The organism is Arthrobacter sp. BG3, from assembly GCF_056680185.1.
Genome location: NZ_CM155270.1, coordinates 2726038 through 2741724, shown reverse-complemented (window position 1 = coordinate 2741724; position 15687 = coordinate 2726038). Strand labels below are relative to the sequence as shown.

Here is a 15687-nt window from a genome sequence, read left to right as displayed (position 1 = left end):
GCCACCGGCAGCGGCGGTAAGTTGGAGGCATGCCCTTCCTTATCCCCGGCCCCCTGCGCGGCCGGACCAATCTCCAGCGCGCCCGGCCTGTCGGACGCGCCGCCCGGCCGATCTGGCGCGCCGCCCGCGGCCTGGCGGCGGGCGCCGCCGTCGTCCTGGCCGCAGCAGCATGCTCCCCTGCCGGTTCCATCGAGTCCGCAGATGTGCCGGCGTGGAAGGCCACAGCGCTCCCCTCTGCCGGTGGGGTAGTGCTCGAGGACGCGGGCAGAATCCTCAACCGGGATCCGATCACCAAAACCGCGGCCGGGATCGGCGCAGGCACGTACGTGCTGACCATGAGCTGCGACGGTGGCGGCAAGGCCTTCTTCCAGGTTTCCCTTGACGGCACCCGGCTGAGCGAGGCCGGGGCGGCCTGCAACAGCAGCCGCGAAACGGCGCGGATCAAGGTCCCGGCCGCCGGCACGCTGGAGATCAGCACCTCAAGCGTTGATGCCCCGCTCATTTACGCGTACCAGCTGGTGCCCGGAGAGTAACGCCCCTGCCTCCGACACGTCAGGGGCGCCGGAACTTGCCTTCAGAGCCGCCGCCGCTAGGCTCGGTGCATGTCTGCTACCGGGGGTATGCGCTGGAGGGTCCGGGCTGCATTGCTGCTGGCGGTGGCCGCAAGCGCCGCCGGGCTGGCCGGGTGTGAATACGCCGACGACGCCGGACCCTCACCCGCCGCTACCGCCCCTCCCGCCCGGTCGTACCCGGCGAGTTCGCCAGTGCCGACCCGGAACCCGGAACTCGTTGCCGCCGAAACCCGCAATCTGTTGGAGCTCGGGGCCATGCTCGGCGACTCACCGGACGGGCTGCTGGTCGGCGGTTCGGGCGGGCTTGGCGGCACCAGCAGCGGAGGGTTCTCGACCTCAGGCACCGTCACCCGTACCGGACAATACAAGGTCAGCGCAGCCTGCCTCGGGGCACCGGAGGCGCATTTGTCCGTCACTCAAAGCGTCCGGCACGGCGGCACACGCCTGACGCTCAACCTCGACTGCGGCAGCGTGGCGGAAGCTCTCATCGACCTGGAACCCGGGACGGTGTCGGCTTACCTCGTCTGCTATGGCGGCGTCCCCGGGCCCGGAACCGGTGCCGTCGCCGGCATCCGGATTGTCCTCACCGAGTCTCACTGAATCCGGGGAACAGTTTGGTTGAAACAGCTCGGTCCGGCCGCCATTGGACTCTGTTGCGGGGCGGCGGGCGGGGTTAATGTCGGAATATGCCTACTGTTCCGGTGTCCAGCGTGGCCCGGACCCGCACGGTATCCGCCGTCGGACTGTCCTTGACGCTGGCCATGAGCATGGCGCTGGCCGGCTGCGCCTACGAATACGACGATGCTTCGGCCGGCGGGGCGGGGTCCGCATCCGCCCCGGCGTTCAGCGATGCGGCCGTGCCGCGGGATCCTTCGACGAGATGGCCCGTTTCCGGGGCCGAGCTGGATGCGTGGCTGGCGCAGGTACTCCCCGCCACCGAGTCCCAGGTGTTCCACACCGGCTATGGCACCCTTGCGGCGGATGAGGAACGGGAGGAGACCACCTCGAACCTGCCCGCCGGCAGCTACGCCATTACCCTGGCCTGCCGGAGTCCGCGCCGTGTGCTGTTCAGCGTGAGCCATGGCGACACCGAACTGGTGGACCTTCACCTGCATTGCGGAACATCACGGGTAAACGTGGTTTATCTGCCCGCAGACTCTGTGCTCACCATCAGGGTGGAGGCCAACGCTGGAGCCAACTTCGCCTATCGCGTGGGCCGCGTCTGAGGTCCGACGCCGGTCCGCGAACTCAGGCGGCAGGTCCTCAGGCGGCAGGTCGTCAGGCGACGGGGTTTGAGACGGCAGTCTTTGGGGCAGCGCAGCCGTCCGGGCAGCGGAGCGTCTCCGGGCTGGCGGCGCAGTCCGCGCAGTAGAGGGTGAGCGTGCGGCACGACGGGTTGGAGCAGTTCTCGAATTTGCTTGTGGGCGCCGAGCAGCGGACACATTCACCGATGGTCTTCGCGTCCCCGCTGAATTCCAGGTGCATGCGCTTGTCGAACACGTAAAGCGAGCCTTCCCAGAGGCCCTGGTCCTTGAAGGTTTCGCCGTAGCGGACGATCCCGCCGTCGAGCTGGTAGACCTCCTTGAAGCCGCGGTTCACCATAAGGCTGGACAGCACCTCACAGCGGATCCCGCCGGTGCAGTAGGTGACGACCGGTTTGTCCTTGAGCGCGTCGTACTTGCCGGAATCGAGTTCCTTGATGAAGTCGTGGGTGGTGGCCACGTCCGGGACCACCGCGTCCTTGAACTTGCCGATCTGGGCCTCGAAGCCGTTGCGTCCATCGAAGAAGACGACCTCTTCGCCGGAGTTCTTGCGCGCTTCCACTAGCTGGTGGAGCTCCTCGGGTTTGAGGTGCGTGCCGCCGCCGACCACGCCGTTGGCATCGACCTTAAGTTCTCCCGGCGCACCGAACGACACGATCTCGTCGCGGACTTTGACGCTCAGCCGGGGGAAATCGGCGGCCCCGCCGTCGGACCACTTCACATCGATAGCGTGGAAGCCCTTGTATTCGCGGGTGGTCTTCACATACTGCTTGACCGCGTTCAGCTCGCCGCCGACGGTCGCGTTGATGCCGTCCTTGGAGATGAGGATGCGGCCGGTCAGTCCGAGTTTCTCGCAGAGGGCGCGCTGCCAGAGCCGGATGGCGTCCGGGTCCGCGAGGGGGGTAAAGCCGTAAAAAAGCACAATTCTGTTCAAAGCCACGTTTTAAGGGTACTGGGTGGACCGGCAGCCAGGGTCCGGGCGGCCGCGCCAAGGGTTGCGCTGGCAGAGCGAAGCGGGGAGAGCCCGGGGTGCGATCGGGGCGGCGAGCGCCGTGCTATCGCGCGGCGAACGCTGTGCCGGTCCCGCCGTGGTCCTGACCCTAAGACACCGGTTCCGGCCGGGCGGTCCGGTCACAATTGAGTAAGCAGGCCCGCTTCCCCGGCCCGGCCCCTGTTGCTTGTGGCGGGGCTGGAATACGCTCATCACATGAGTCTTGAGGCCATGGTTGCAGACACCACGCATCTGCTGGAAATCTGGGTCGCCGGCTGGGCCGGGTGCCGGGGATATGAAACACGCCGGGAGGGCCGGTTCCCCGCGGCTTTGCGGGCGGACACCACCCACGAATGGGAATACTTCGCCCACGACCCCTCCGATGCCGAGTTCGCGACGCTGGCCGCCGTCACCGCCGAGGTACCAGCCCGGATTCTCACAATCCTCACGAATGACGTGCAGCGGTACCATTTCCTCGCCCAGCAGCACGGGCTCAACGTCACGTCAGCCTCGCAGACCATGATGATCGTGGACATGGAGACCCAGGACGCGGAGGATCCCTGGCTTCCGGATGATGACCTCCGGTGGGTGCCCTCCCGCACAGACGGCGTCCACCACGCAGTGGTCTACGCCGGGGACGAAGTGGCCGCGAGCGGACGGGTGTTCGTGGTGGACCACACCGCAATCTTCGACAAGATCGTCACGGAACCCGGATACAAGCGCCGGGGACTGGGCAGCTTCATCATGCGGGCGCTCGCCGCCCAGGCTTTCGAGCACGACGTCGAAAACGGGCTGTTGCTCGCGTCCCTCGACGGGCAAAAGCTGTACTCGCACCTCGGCTGGACCACGGTCAGCCATGTGCTGATGCTCTCCGCCTCGGACGAGGGCACCGACCTCTCCGTGGGCTGAGGCCCTGGCAGGTCCAGGCCGGCAGTCCTGCGCCGTCGGGTTCAGTGCCGGCGGACGGGTGCTGGCGGGTTCCGCGCCCCGGGCGGATTTGAGGCCGGGTGAAAGAATGTACGAGTGAACCCCCATGATTCCCTGATTCCGTTGCTGGGCCGCGGCCCGGACCCGGAACAGCTCCGTCATGTGCGCACCATCCCCGCCCGCCAGGCCGTCCACGCGCCCTGGCCCGGGTGGGCCCATCCCGATGTGGTGAACGCCTACGGTTCGCTCGGCATCCACGAGCCGTACCGCCACCAGATCCAGGCCGCCGACCTCGCCCACGCCGGCGAGCACGTCGTGATCGCCACCGGCACCGCCTCCGGAAAGTCGCTGGCCTACCAGCTGCCGGCGCTGGACGCGATCCACCGCTCCGAGCTGCGGGTCCTCGCCGAACCGGGCAAGATCCACGACGACGGCGCCGTCACCCTCTATCTGTCGCCCACCAAGGCCCTGGCGGCCGACCAGCTGGCTGCCATCCGGGCCCTGAAGCTCCCCACCGTCCGGGCAGAGACCTACGACGGCGACACCGACCCCGCCTCCCGCCGCTGGATCCGGGACCACGCGAACTTCATCCTGGCCAACCCGGACATGCTGCACTTCGGGATCCTCCCCAACCACGCCTGGTGGGCTCGGTTCTTCCGCCGGCTGCGCTACGTGATCATCGACGAGGCCCACAGTTACCGCGGCGTCTTCGGATCCCACGTGGCCAACCTGATGCGGCGGCTGCGCCGCATCTGCGCCTACTACAGCCCCGACGGGTCCGGGCCGGTGTTCATCGCGGCCTCGGCCACGGCTTCCGAGCCCGGGACCTCCTTCGGCCGGCTCATCGGCGCTCCCGTCCGTGCCGTGTCCGAGGACTCCTCGCCGCACGGCTCCACCACCGTCGCGTTCTGGGAGCCTGCCCTGAGCGAGGTCCGGGGCGAGAACGGCGCCAAGGAGCGGCGCACAGCCGTGGCGGAAACCGCGGACCTGCTGGCCAACCTGGTCTCCTCGCGGGTGCGCACCATTGCGTTCATCAAGTCCCGGCGCGGCGCCGAGACCATTGCCTCCATCACTAAGCGCCTCCTCGACGAGGTCGATCCCAGCCTGCCGCAACGGGTCGCCGCCTACCGTTCGGGCTACCTGCCGGAGGAACGCCGCGCCCTGGAGAAATCCCTGCGCTCCGGGGAACTGCTGGGCGTCTCCAGCACCTCCGCCCTGGAACTGGGGATCGACATCTCCGGCCTCGACGCCGTGCTCGTCGCCGGCTGGCCGGGGACCCGCGCATCGTTGTTCCAGCAGATCGGCCGCGCCGGCCGGGCGGGGCAGGACGCCATCGCAGCCTTCGTCGCGAGCGACGACCCGCTGGACACCTACCTCGTGAACCACCCCGAGGCGATCTTCGACGTCTCGGTGGAGGCCACGGTCTTCGATCCCTCCAATCCCTATGTGCTGGGACCTCATTTGTGTGCCGCCGCCGCCGAACTGCCGCTCGGGCACGCCGAACTGGGTCTTTTCGGTGCGACGTCCGAGAAATTGCTGGACCAGCTGGTGGCCCAGGGGTATCTGCGCCGGCGCCCGGCGGGGTGGTTCTGGACCCACCCGCAAAGCGCCGCGGCCATGGTGAACCTGAGGGCCGACGGCGGCGGCCCGATGAGCATCGTGGACGCCGACACCGGCTCCCTGCTCGGGACCATGGATTCCCCGCAGACGCATTACCAGGCCCACACGGGTGCCATCTACGTCCACCAGGGCGAGAGCTACGTGGTGGAGGACCTGAACGAGGACGACCACTGCGTGATGGTGCGCCGAGCGAACCCCGACTACTACACCACCGCACGGGACGTGACCCAGATCGAGGTGCTCGAAACGCAGCGCACCACCCAGTGGGGCGATGTGGCTGTGCATTTCGGCGACGTGAAGGTGACGACGCAGGTGGTCTCCTTCCAGCGCAAGGCGCTGATCTCGAATGAGATCCTCGGCGAGGAACCGCTGCAGCTGGGGGCCCGGGACCTGTTCACCAAAGCGGTGTGGTTTGTCATGGACAACCGATCGCTGACCGGCGCGGGGCTGATCGAGGCCCAGTTCCCGGGCGCCCTGCACGCCACGGAGCACGCGGCGATCGGCCTCCTTCCGCTGGTTGCCTCCAGCGACCGCTGGGACATCGGCGGCGTGTCCACCGCCATCCACGCCGACACCGGCGTGCCGACCATCTTTGTCTACGACGGCCACCCCGGCGGGGCGGGCTTCGCCGAGCGCGGCTACGACAAGGCCAGGGTCTGGCTCGCCGCCACCCGCGACGCGATCAAGGCCTGCGAATGCGAGTCCGGCTGCCCGTCCTGCGTGCAGTCTCCCAAGTGCGGCAACAAGAACAACCCCCTCGACAAGGACGCTGCTGTAACCCTCATCGACGTGCTGCTCAAGGACGCGACGGACCGGATGCGCACCGGCCAGCCGGACCAGGCAGCTGCACCGCTGCAGGCCTAGTCCCCCTGCGGCCGCCGGTTCACGGGGGCGGTCCGGCCCTGGCCAGGCCGGTGGCCCCGCCCACGGGGGTGCGGACCAAAAGCTCCGTGCGGACCTGGACCGTGCTGCCGGCGCCCTCGGAGCAGCTGAGAACCCTGGCATTGTTCCGGCGTGCGACGTCCGCGGCGACAGCACAGGGGTCTCCCTGGATAATTCCCCGGGCAGCATCCGCGGCAGCGAGGGCCGCCAGATCAGCGGCTGCGGCCGCCCGGGTTGCCAAGGCTGCCGACTGGGCCAGCAACGCGATCAGGACCGCTGCCAGGACGACCAGGAGCCCCAGCCCGAGCGCCAGGATGGTCCCGGCGCCGCGCTCCGGGTGCTCGCCTGCCGGTGCCACGCGCGTCGAATGCCGGCTCATGCGGCGAGATTCTGCAGCTGGTAGCGCCACGTCCGGATAGCCCGGGCCGCGGCTGACGGGCCGGACGTTTCGCCCCGGGTCCAGGCGCGGGCCGAGAATGTCCAGGGAAGAAGCGAACCAACGGCGCCGGGAACCCTGCCGGAGACCGTCACGGTGAGCCATTCGCCGTCGGACGCCACGGCGGAGGCCGCCGAGTCACCCGCGAGCTGCCGGACGATGGCGCCTACTGCGCCGGCGTCCTCGCCCCGGGCCAGGGCGCGGGCGCCGGCCCGCGCGGCCTCCTCCAGCCGCAGCTGGGTGACTCCCGCCGCTGAGCCGGCCAGCAGCAGCGCCAGCAGGAGCATGACGGCGGGCAGCGCCACCGCGAATTCAGCCGTGACGGCCCCGCGGCCCGGATCGGAGCGACCGGCCGGCCACGGGCGGGCAGGCGCGTCCGCTCGAGGGGGCGCGCCTGCCCGGTTCACGCCTCCGGGCTGCCGTCCGCGGTTCATGGCAAGGCGAGCGCCGTGCGGATGAGGTTCAGCAGAAAACCCCGGACCTCGTCACTGCGCATGATGAAGACGAGGATGCCGGCAAACCCCACCGCGGCCAGGGTGGCAATGGCGTATACAAACAATGGGTGGAGTTACTTGTCTTCATACAAGTAGTGCCCGGTCAGATGCGGAAACATCTACCGGGCGTGGCAATCAATAGCTCCCTTGACTGCATCCCCAGCATACCGGCCGGGTCTGATATTTCACAGGGCTGTTGAGCGTCCCAGCGCGTTCCAGCCCTCCCCGCGCATAACCAGAGGGGCGCGGTTACATCTCCACCGAACGCCTAGAACCGCCTAGGCGAGACGCCCGTTAGCTCCGGAGTCCAGGCCATACCGGAAGACACGGCCCAAAATGGGCCGGGTCCAAGTGTCGTGGGCAAATGCAGCAGAGCGGAGACGGGGGCGGCGGGCTTTTTTGGGGTAGGGGTCACTCACCTAGAAGTAGCTCTCCCGCCGGGAGTCCGTTCTAGTTCTCCCCGCCCCCTGCCCAGACCAGAGAAAGCGAAAACCGCTATGACCAGGACCGCCGCCCGCACCACCCGCCGCCTAACCTTCCAGCCGGCACCCGGACACCCCGGCGGCCAGTACGCCCGGCCCGCCTCAATCCCCGCGGATATGCCCGTCACAGCCCAAGAGGTCCGTCCCGGAGTCTGGGAACTCGCCGCCAGCATTGACGGCCGCGACGACTACCAGCTCGAGGCCACCACCGGACTGGACCCCGACCGCAAACCAGACGAAGCACAAGCAGGGGTGCAACTGGGGATATCCATGTGGATTACGGAGTGGTTTGCCTAGATTTTGAGGATTTCAACGGTTCTGCCTGATGCAACAACCGTGTAATACTCGCCCACCCGGACAATGTTGGCGATTCTCAATAGACTGGGTTCATGAGCCGGACCATTCCGGCTCCTGGCGATACAAATCAACCTCGCCGTGGTCGGTTTTGGCTGTAATCCAAAACCGGGCGAGGTTGCTGTCCGTCGAAGTCCTAATCCGACACCTGCACCGTATGCAAGGGAACCGAAAGGAATCTTAGGGAATGTTCTAGCACCTAAAACATACCCGTTACGGGAGGCCCGTGGCAATCGAATGTCCAGTGGACGTCCAGTTGAAAAACCTCGGGTGCTTGCAGGTGGTCGGCAAACCTTGCCTAAGGAGCCGCCTTGACCACGCACGACCCAAACCAGCCGAACATCCCTGCCCAAAGCCCACTGATCGCCAACGTCTGCCTGATTATTCAGACGGCAGTAAACGTCGCCGGGCTGGTATTTCATTGGTGGGTATTCACGAACCGCTAGCCAAGTAGCGACAAGCCCTCCCCGGAGCCGCACTGTCCGGGGAGGGCTTTGTGTCGTCCTCAATTTCCGCCGTGGAGGCCATCCGGACTAGCTGCTGGAACAGGACCGGCATAGTCGCCGCCGACCGAGGCCACGACGACCAGGCCGGCCAGCTGCCCCAGCTCAAACCGGAGCGCCGCCAGTTCCGCGAGGACCGCCGCGCAACACCCGCACCCGCACCCCACGGGCACGGCGTCGCCTATCACGCCCCCGCCCGCCGACGTCGAGCCGGCACAACACCAGGCACCGGCACACCACCCTGAAGCCCCCGCAGCTGGGAGAGCTTCCCGCCGGCCCGCTCCTTCACCACCGGCACCGCCAGGGCCCGGCCCAGATCCTTGAGCGCGGACAAGTACGCCGCGGACAACCGGGTCGACGGCGCGGCGTCATAGCCGGCGTCGTCCATCTGCCCCGCAAGCTCCCGGCACAACGCCAGGAGCGCCGCGTGCTTATCCGTCAGGAGCCCGACCCCCGCCTTAATCGTTCGTTCCAATGCTTCCCGCTGAGTGTCCATAACCTTTAGACGCCTTCCCGTTTTCCGTTCCACATGAACCGCCCAGGGCTAAAAGTGGCCGCAGACAGAGAGATCACTGCCGGATCTCGCGTTTCCGGACGTATGAGCCAGCGATTCCAACCCACTTACCCCCCGGTGTGTGCTCAGAGACGCACGCTGCCTTATTTCCCGCGTTTCCGTACCGTTTCGCGGGTCAGTGGTGCGCCGCAGTGTTCGCGTCCGGGACAGCGCTTTGTGGTGGTCCGGCCGGGTCCGGTGCCGTGAGGTTCCCCGCCGTCCGGTCCGGGTCCTGCCCGAGTTGTCCGGGCAGCCGGCCGCCGGCGGTGCGCCCCGGCAGGGATACCCTGCCCGTTCCCGACGTCGTCGCCGCGGTCCGTGTTGTCCGCCGTCATTGGTTCCCCCGTCCGGTCCGTGCCAGCCATGACCGGGCCGGCACCCGTGCCCCCTGCCCCCGGAGCAGATACCCCCACCCCTAGCAAGGGCACCCCCACCCCAGGGCCGAGGCACCCCCCAGGTACGAAACCGGCCCGGCGTCTCCCGGAAAGGGGAAGAAACGCCGGGCCGCACTATCAGGCGCTGGAAGACCAGGGTCCCCGCCTCATGCCAGGGCGGGGAGGTCTTCCATCGTTCCCGCTACGTGGTGGATACCCGCAGCGAGTGACGTTGACGCCGGTCAAAGGGGCCGGCTTATGCTGCCGCCGGCAAAGTGATCTCAGCGACGCCGAGCGGCTGGAACACGCTCACGGAGAACCGGCCCTCGGTCCGCGCCTTGACCTGGTTTTTATCGAAGAGGACGCCCGAGGAATCCCAAAGAGTCTCGATTCCCTGCTGGTCCGTGTCCACCGCGACGGCGGAAGCGTCCAGGACAACCGCGGTCCGCAGAGTGACCGCGGAGGACACCACGACGGGGACGCCCCACACCGTCCGCGCCGCACGGTCAACCGGGCCCCCGAGGTCAAAGTTCCCGGACAGGTTCCGTTTGGTTTCGATCTTCTCCCAATCGGCAGGGTTGAGCATGAACACCGACCCCACGTGGCCGGCGACCTCCAGCGCGGTCAGCGCCGCCCGCAGCGTCACGACGTCGTCCGCACCCGCGGCAACGGACTGGGTCCCCGACGTGGACAGGATGCCGGCAATGTGGCCCTCGGTGCCGTCGCCGTTCAGGATCTCAGCTTCCACGGCGAGGCCCAGACCGTAAAGCATTTCGTCGGCAATGAACCGCTCAAGGTTCCCGGAGTCCTGCAGCAGGTACTTGTCAAGAGGCTCGGACAAATGAGCTACCGTCTGCAGCTCGTTGTCTACCCCGCGAATCGTGTACACCGACTGGGGTTTGGTTCCGCCGGCCGGCACCACGGCCGCGTTGTTCGTCCGCGTGACCTGCCGCATTGTCTTGAACGTCGGGGACTCCCGCCGGACCAGGGTGAGGAAGTCCAGGACCGACGTCGCCGGCCGGCCTAGCGGCACCGCGTCCCCGGATACCGGCACGGAGGTCAGCACCGAACCCGTCTCCACCAGAGCCTTCCGCCCGGCAGGGTCCCCACCGTAAGCGTGCATTTTCTTGGCGATACCGACCGCCGCAGCCTTCCGGCCACGGCCGGTAAGCGCGAGCCGGTCCACGCCGGCACCGGCACCGCCGGGCCCGTCAATGTCGGCAGCGAGGGCCCGCGCCGTCGCCATAATTTCCTCGTCAGCCAGGGCCGTCTTGAGCGCGTCCAGGTGCCCAACGGCCGTGGCCCGCAGCCGGTCATATTCGGATTTCTCGCCCGCGGTCAGGTCCCGGCCGGCGTCGCCCGCCTTCTCAGCAATGGCCCGCGCTTCTTTAGCAGCAGCGCCCGCGGACGCCCGCAGCTTCTCAATTTTGACACTCATGATTGACCCCTTTCAGGGCAGGGAAATGTGCACCGGATGCCGGCGCGCGAAAGTGGTTTGAGAACACCTGGGCGAGCTCTACGGGCGGCGACCGGGTCCTGGTTCCTCGAAACTTGACGCCCGCAAAAGCGCCCTCGTCCCTTGACCTTGACCGGTGCCGTTGGCGGGCACACAATCCCTGGCGGTGCCGTGGCACCTACGCCGGCCGGCCGTTTGCGACGGCGGCGACGTTGGGACCAATGTACCGTCGCCGGCCACCCGCAGCGCCGCCATTATTCCGGTTCCTCAGTCCCGGCCAGGTCCCGCTCTTCGTCCAGGTGCCGGAGCATCAGCGCGGCCCAATCCGCCAGGCCCAGATCCGGCCGGACCGTCCGCGCCGCCTTCATCATCCCGAGCAGGTAAACCGTGAGCTCGAGGACCTCGTCCGGCTCCATGCCGGCAAGCATCCCGACCGCGCCGGCCGGGTCCACGGCGTACCCGTGAATAAGTCCGAGCGTGTCCCGCTGAATCTGTGTGCTGCCCATTTTGCGTCCTTAGTTCGTTGGTTTCGTTGCTTGGTTGACAGGCCGGCCCACACGCCAGCCGGCTCCGGATACGCCGCGACATACGCACCACAAGGGCCCATGGCCGGACAGCCCAGGCACGCGGCCGCAGCTGCCGCCGCCGTCGCCACATCCTCAGACGCCCACGACGCACGATTCCCCAGGCACGGGACCGACCCACCAGCCCGGAGCACCGCACCGAGCGCGGCCATGAGGTCAGCGTGGGCCCCGTGCCGGTCCGTGTCCGGCCGTTGCTTCCCGCGCGCAGCGGTCCGCGGCAGATTCGGCCGGCGGTCCGTCATGACCGCCGGCCCAACGTGACCGGACACACCTTGGTCACAAAGACGTGACCTGACTGCGCTACAACCCGGCCGGCCCATAGGTCCCCAAGACGTTCGTGTTCCGTGTTCCGTGTTCCGCGGGTACAGGCCAGGAATCGAGGAACAGCGGCCGGCCGGTTCACCGCCGCGCCTTCCACGTCGTCCGGCGGCCGGGAATTCGCACGCGGGAAAGGTGAGGCTTGCAGATCAGGCAGGGCACGGCGCGGCCGGCGACGTCCGGGAGCCACCCATCCAGGCACTTGTGGCCGGCCAGCTCCGGAGCGTCCGGCGTGTCCGGCGGAAGCACCGACAACCCGAGATCCTGCCGGCGGCCGTCGTCGTCGGCACTCACCTCGGCACCCCGAACAACACCAGCGGCACCGGAACGCCGTGTGGCCCGCACACGGCCTCAAACGGTCCGCGACGGGCAGACACCCCGGAAGGACCCCCGGAAGCCACCAGGACCGGCAAAGCACCAGCCGCAGCCGCAGCCGCAGCCGCAGCCGCAGCGATACCCGCACCCCGACCGGAGTTGCACCGGCCAAACTCGCCCGCCGGGAGGTCACGCCGGCACGCCGCACACGTCCTGACCACGGGCGGGACCCCCGCGCCGATCATTCCGGACCGTCCATGCAATTCGAGCAGCCGGCCGGGCCCGAGCAACCCCGGCAGTGGCCGGACAAGCTGCCGGCGTTCCCGGCGACCAGCTCCACCCCGCAGCCATGGCAAAACGAATCCGCAGACGACCCGACCGGGGCCGGCGCGTAATCCAACCACCCCGCATCGGCCGCCGGCGTCCATTCCGTAGACGAAAGAGCACGAAAACTAGACGGCACCGGCAAAGCTTCTATTTCTCTTTCTTCTTCTAGAGCTTCTTTCAGTCCCGGCCTGTCCCTTTCGGTTAGCCGTTCGGTTAGCGGTTCGGTTTTCAGAACCCGTTCGGTTAGCCGTTCGGTTAGCGGTTCGGTTAGCCGTTCGGTTTTCAGTTCCCGGACTTGTTCCCGCGGCCGGCCACCCTTGACACCGTTCGCGGTGTTGGCCTCCTGTTGCTTAATGACGGCCTCCCGCGGACGCTGATATCGGGCCTGGTGCCGGATCACGTAGGCCGGCCCGACGTCCGACCAATACCCCCCGTCCAGCAGTTCCTGGATAGCCTCCGGACGTTTTGCGAACCGGGGGAAATCCTCTTTCGGGATGACGCAGTCGAGGAGCTTCCGGTTGGACCAGACCAGCCCGTCCGAGTGGAGCCGGTACGCGGCGTCGGACAGCGTCCAGCAGTCGTCCGTGAAGTCGTCGGAGAGTTTGGTCCAGGTCACGCCGCCACCGCCAGGAACTCGCCGGCGCGTAGACTCACGGCTGGATGCTTTACCTTGGGGCCCGAACCGTTACCAGCGGCGCGGGCCCTTTTTGCTGCCCTCATTTTGAGGCACCGCCGGCGGCACGCAGCAGCCCGGCGATTCGTGCGGCTTGCTCCGGGCGCAGCGGCGGCCAGGATGCCACTTTTTCGCGGACGTGTTCTTCGAGCCGCAACGCTTTGAGGTTTTGCCGCGCCGTGACCAACTCAGGATCACCGGCGGGGCGGGAACGGGACAGGGACGCGATTTTAGCGCGTTCATGGGTCCAGGAATCGGACGGTGTAGTCATTTGCATCTCCGCAGGCATGGAAAAACCGCGGCCCGACGGAGACCGATTGCCAGAAAGAAACCTCGCGCGCCCCTACACCCGGCGCGGTCTTGTACGGAAAAAACTAATCCGCTTCGACTACTAGAAGTAGACGATACCCCATGAAAATTTGGCCGCTAGAAGTTCGACAGGTCAAGGGAGCGGAGACCGGCGGCAACAGCGCCCGCCGTGATGGTCTTGAGACGTTCATCGTTCAGCCGCACGTCCGCCCGGCACGACGGGCACCGAAAGGCATAGGCATGCTGGAATCCGGCACCGCTGAACCTTGTGTGGTTCGTGCCGCTACTGCCTTTGTGCCCTTCGACTTCCACGCCCCACAGGCCGGGCCCCTCCAATGCGTCCATATACAGCACCCTGGCCAGGGCCCTTCGGTCATGAGTTTGCCGGCCGGTGCAGAACAGCAAGACGAACGCCTGCCGGCTCTTTGGCTTTCGGCGGCTCACGCGCCCGCCGCCTTCGGTTGCATCCTCACCGTTTCGGGATCGAACTCGCCCCGGTGCGGCCCGGATTCCTGCAGCTCAATCGTGAACTGGTCCCGCAGAATCTCCCGCTGAATATCCACCGGCGACGCCAGGAACGTCGCCCGCGGATCATCCGACAGAAGCACCCCGGACAGCGCACGGCTTCCGCCGTTTGCCGCCGCCATGCTCTCCAATGCGTTAACCATCTTCTCAATTTCCAGGGTGCCCTCGGTGAGCTGATCCTCGGAAATCTGGCCTTGACCAAACAGCCGTGCCAACTGTTTTTTTCGGTTGAGCAGCGCCACGACGTCCGCGGATTCGACGGGCCGGGACCGGTCCTCTTGTGCTTGGAGCTCAGCGACCAGCGCGGCGCGCACGTCCTCCCGCGCCAGGTATGCGCCAGCCATGGCCCGGACATAATCATCAAGCGGCCTCATGGCCCGGTTAGCGTGGCCGCCGACGTACCGCCCGCCCTCTTGGTGGACACTGCACCGGTAGGAGCGCCGGCCCGTTTCAACGCCGAACCCGGTCATGTGCCGCCCGCAGTAGCAGACGGCGATCCCGGAGAGCAGATACCGGAACTTGGACTCCGACTGCCGCGGCCGGTCCGGGCTCGTCAGGATAGCCTCAACTTTCCGCAACAACGACAGCGGCACCAGGGCCGGCCAGTCATCACCGACGACCTGCCCGTGGAACGTCACCAGCCCGGCATTCCGCGGCCGCATCAGCACCCGCCGAACCTGCGTGGTGTTCATGCGCCGCCCGCTCAGACTCACCGCGCCGGCGTCCGCCCAGTCCCGCGTAACGCTTATGAGGGACCGGCCGGCGACAATGGTCTCCATGCCGGACCGGATCAGCCCGGCCGCGACTTCATCCACGACCACGCGGCCGCCACGCTTCCGGCCGAGGGTGTCCGTGATCGTGTCCACTTTCAGCCAACCCCAGGGAATCCGCCCGCCCAGGTACTTGCCCGCGGCGGCCGCCTGCTTCTTCTGCGCCTTGATCCGCTCCGCCTTGTGGTCCGACTCGTGCTGATTCCATGCCGCAACAGTTTTAGCGACCGCCAGCCCGGTAGCCGTGGACAAGTCCAAGACTCCGGCACTGACTTGATGAGTGACGACACCGGCCGGCCGGCAAACATCGATATAGCGTTCCAGGTCCCTTGTCCGCCGCATGAGCCGGTCCGAGTGGTAGCACAGGACCAGGTCCAGCCGGCCGGCCTCAATATCGGCCAACATGCGCTCGTAGTGAGGACGCCGGCGGCCGCTGTAGGCCGAGACATCGTTATCGGAATAGACCTCGGCAACTTCCACGCCCAGCCGGCCGGCCAGTTCACGGCATAGCGTCTCCTGCCGTTCCGTGCCGAGCCCGGTCCCCGCTTGGTCCCTGCTTATCCGCACGTATATCGCGGCCCGTTGTGGCTGCCCTTGTCCCATGCCGGAAGCTTACCGCCATAGTAACTTGACAAGATAGCCGTATACTCGGCCGTCGCCATCCCGCTCTCGGAACCGAACAGCTTTCTGCGACGCGCCCGGAACGGCTCAACAGCGGCGGCGCCCGGGTAGATCTCGCGGATCTCTGCGCCGTCCGTCTCGGAGCGGACGTATTGGATGTGCCGGACGTGCTGGACCCTGCGGGTGCCGGCGGGCGCGTTGTATTGGACTGACATGGGCTTTCCTTTCCTTGGGTGCCGGCAGTACCGCCGGCTGTCCCTAGACTCTTCCGGCTGGCGCGGCGGCAGGTAAGCCGCTTTCCCTGCCAAGTGGAAAAACCGCCCCCAATGGGGACTGTGG

At 67.3% G+C, this 15687-nt stretch carries 18 protein-coding genes and 2 pseudogenes; 7 read left to right on the top strand and 13 right to left on the bottom strand.

Annotation, left to right across the window (positions count from 1 at the left end):
- The first annotated feature begins 29 nt into the window (after positions 1–29).
- From AC1MFL_RS12295 to AC1MFL_RS12285, 3 genes are all read left to right on the top strand, one after another.
- The gene (locus AC1MFL_RS12295; protein WP_479810085.1) at positions 30–533 is read left to right on the top strand and encodes a hypothetical protein; all 504 of its coding nucleotides are present in this window, start codon (positions 30–32) and stop codon (positions 531–533) included.
- A gap of 69 nt (positions 534–602) precedes the next feature.
- The gene (locus AC1MFL_RS12290; RefSeq protein WP_479810084.1) at positions 603–1172 is read left to right on the top strand and encodes a hypothetical protein; all 570 of its coding nucleotides are present in this window, start codon (positions 603–605) and stop codon (positions 1170–1172) included.
- Between the two features lie 86 nt (positions 1173–1258).
- On the top strand, positions 1259–1798 hold the full coding sequence (locus tag AC1MFL_RS12285) for a hypothetical protein (RefSeq protein ID WP_479810082.1): 540 nt from the start codon (positions 1259–1261) through the stop codon (positions 1796–1798).
- A 52-nt stretch (positions 1799–1850) separates the two neighbouring features.
- On the opposite strand, the gene trhO is transcribed toward AC1MFL_RS12285, so the two are convergent.
- The gene (gene trhO / locus AC1MFL_RS12280; protein WP_479810080.1) at positions 1851–2774 is read right to left on the bottom strand and encodes an oxygen-dependent tRNA uridine(34) hydroxylase TrhO; all 924 of its coding nucleotides are present in this window, start codon (positions 2772–2774) and stop codon (positions 1851–1853) included.
- 267 nt (positions 2775–3041) lie between these two features.
- On the opposite strand from trhO, the gene AC1MFL_RS12275 reads away from it, so the two are divergent.
- Both AC1MFL_RS12275 and AC1MFL_RS12270 read left to right on the top strand, forming a co-directional pair.
- On the top strand, positions 3042–3734 hold the full coding sequence (locus AC1MFL_RS12275) for a GNAT family N-acetyltransferase (protein ID WP_479810078.1): 693 nt from the start codon (positions 3042–3044) through the stop codon (positions 3732–3734).
- Between the two features lie 114 nt (positions 3735–3848).
- On the top strand, positions 3849–6236 hold the full coding sequence (locus AC1MFL_RS12270; protein WP_479810076.1) for a DEAD/DEAH box helicase: 2388 nt from the start codon (positions 3849–3851) through the stop codon (positions 6234–6236).
- A gap of 19 nt (positions 6237–6255) precedes the next feature.
- Here the strand turns inward: AC1MFL_RS12270 and AC1MFL_RS12265 are convergent, their stop codons facing one another.
- The 3 genes and pseudogenes from AC1MFL_RS12265 to AC1MFL_RS12255 all read right to left on the bottom strand — a co-directional run.
- Positions 6256–6633, bottom strand: coding sequence for an Rv3654c family TadE-like protein (locus AC1MFL_RS12265; protein ID WP_479810075.1), 378 nt, complete (start codon positions 6631–6633; stop codon positions 6256–6258).
- The gene (locus AC1MFL_RS12260) at positions 6630–7097 is read right to left on the bottom strand and encodes a TadE family type IV pilus minor pilin (RefSeq protein WP_479810074.1); all 468 of its coding nucleotides are present in this window, start codon (positions 7095–7097) and stop codon (positions 6630–6632) included. Before AC1MFL_RS12260 ends, AC1MFL_RS12265 begins: the two co-directional genes overlap by 4 nt.
- Before the next feature lie 23 nt (positions 7098–7120).
- Positions 7121–7240: pseudogene (locus AC1MFL_RS12255) on the bottom strand (DUF4244 domain-containing protein); the annotation flags it as partial.
- A 441-nt stretch (positions 7241–7681) separates the two neighbouring features.
- Here AC1MFL_RS12255 and AC1MFL_RS12250 point away from each other — a divergent pair.
- Positions 7682–7963, top strand: a complete 282-nt coding sequence (locus AC1MFL_RS12250; RefSeq protein ID WP_479810073.1) for a hypothetical protein — start codon at positions 7682–7684, stop codon at positions 7961–7963.
- A 368-nt stretch (positions 7964–8331) separates the two neighbouring features.
- Entirely contained in the window at positions 8332–8466 is a 135-nt protein-coding gene (locus AC1MFL_RS12245) for a hypothetical protein (RefSeq protein WP_479810072.1), read from the top strand.
- A gap of 241 nt (positions 8467–8707) precedes the next feature.
- Here AC1MFL_RS12245 and AC1MFL_RS12240 read toward each other — a convergent pair whose 3' ends face one another.
- From AC1MFL_RS12240 to AC1MFL_RS12200, 9 genes and pseudogenes are all read right to left on the bottom strand, one after another.
- Positions 8708–9019 carry a hypothetical protein gene (locus tag AC1MFL_RS12240; protein WP_479810071.1) on the bottom strand — a complete coding sequence of 104 codons (312 nt, stop codon included), beginning with the start codon at positions 9017–9019 and terminating at the stop codon, positions 8708–8710.
- A gap of 687 nt (positions 9020–9706) precedes the next feature.
- Positions 9707–10888, bottom strand: a complete 1182-nt coding sequence (locus AC1MFL_RS12235; RefSeq protein ID WP_479810069.1) for a phage major capsid protein — start codon at positions 10886–10888, stop codon at positions 9707–9709.
- 272 nt (positions 10889–11160) lie between these two features.
- Positions 11161–11412, bottom strand: coding sequence for a hypothetical protein (locus tag AC1MFL_RS12230; RefSeq protein ID WP_479815619.1), 252 nt, complete (start codon positions 11410–11412; stop codon positions 11161–11163).
- A 32-nt stretch (positions 11413–11444) separates the two neighbouring features.
- A pseudogene (locus tag AC1MFL_RS12225) lies at positions 11445–11642 on the bottom strand (WhiB family transcriptional regulator); the annotation flags it as partial.
- Positions 11643–12364: 722 nt separating this feature from the next.
- Positions 12365–13066, bottom strand: coding sequence for a hypothetical protein (locus tag AC1MFL_RS12220; RefSeq protein WP_479810068.1), 702 nt, complete (start codon positions 13064–13066; stop codon positions 12365–12367).
- Between the two features lie 100 nt (positions 13067–13166).
- Positions 13167–13394 (bottom strand): hypothetical protein, encoded by a 228-nt coding sequence (locus tag AC1MFL_RS12215; RefSeq protein ID WP_479810066.1) that lies wholly within the window; start codon positions 13392–13394, stop codon positions 13167–13169.
- 155 nt (positions 13395–13549) lie between these two features.
- The gene (locus tag AC1MFL_RS12210) at positions 13550–13876 is read right to left on the bottom strand and encodes a hypothetical protein (protein ID WP_479810064.1); all 327 of its coding nucleotides are present in this window, start codon (positions 13874–13876) and stop codon (positions 13550–13552) included.
- Complete coding sequence (locus AC1MFL_RS12205; protein WP_479810063.1) at positions 13873–15330, bottom strand: recombinase family protein; 1458 nt, start codon at positions 15328–15330, stop codon at positions 13873–13875. Before AC1MFL_RS12205 ends, AC1MFL_RS12210 begins: the two co-directional genes overlap by 4 nt.
- Entirely contained in the window at positions 15285–15563 is a 279-nt protein-coding gene (locus tag AC1MFL_RS12200) for a hypothetical protein (protein ID WP_479810062.1), read from the bottom strand. The genes AC1MFL_RS12205 and AC1MFL_RS12200 overlap by 46 nt, the downstream gene beginning before the upstream one ends.
- Positions 15564–15687: the final 124 nt, after the last annotated feature.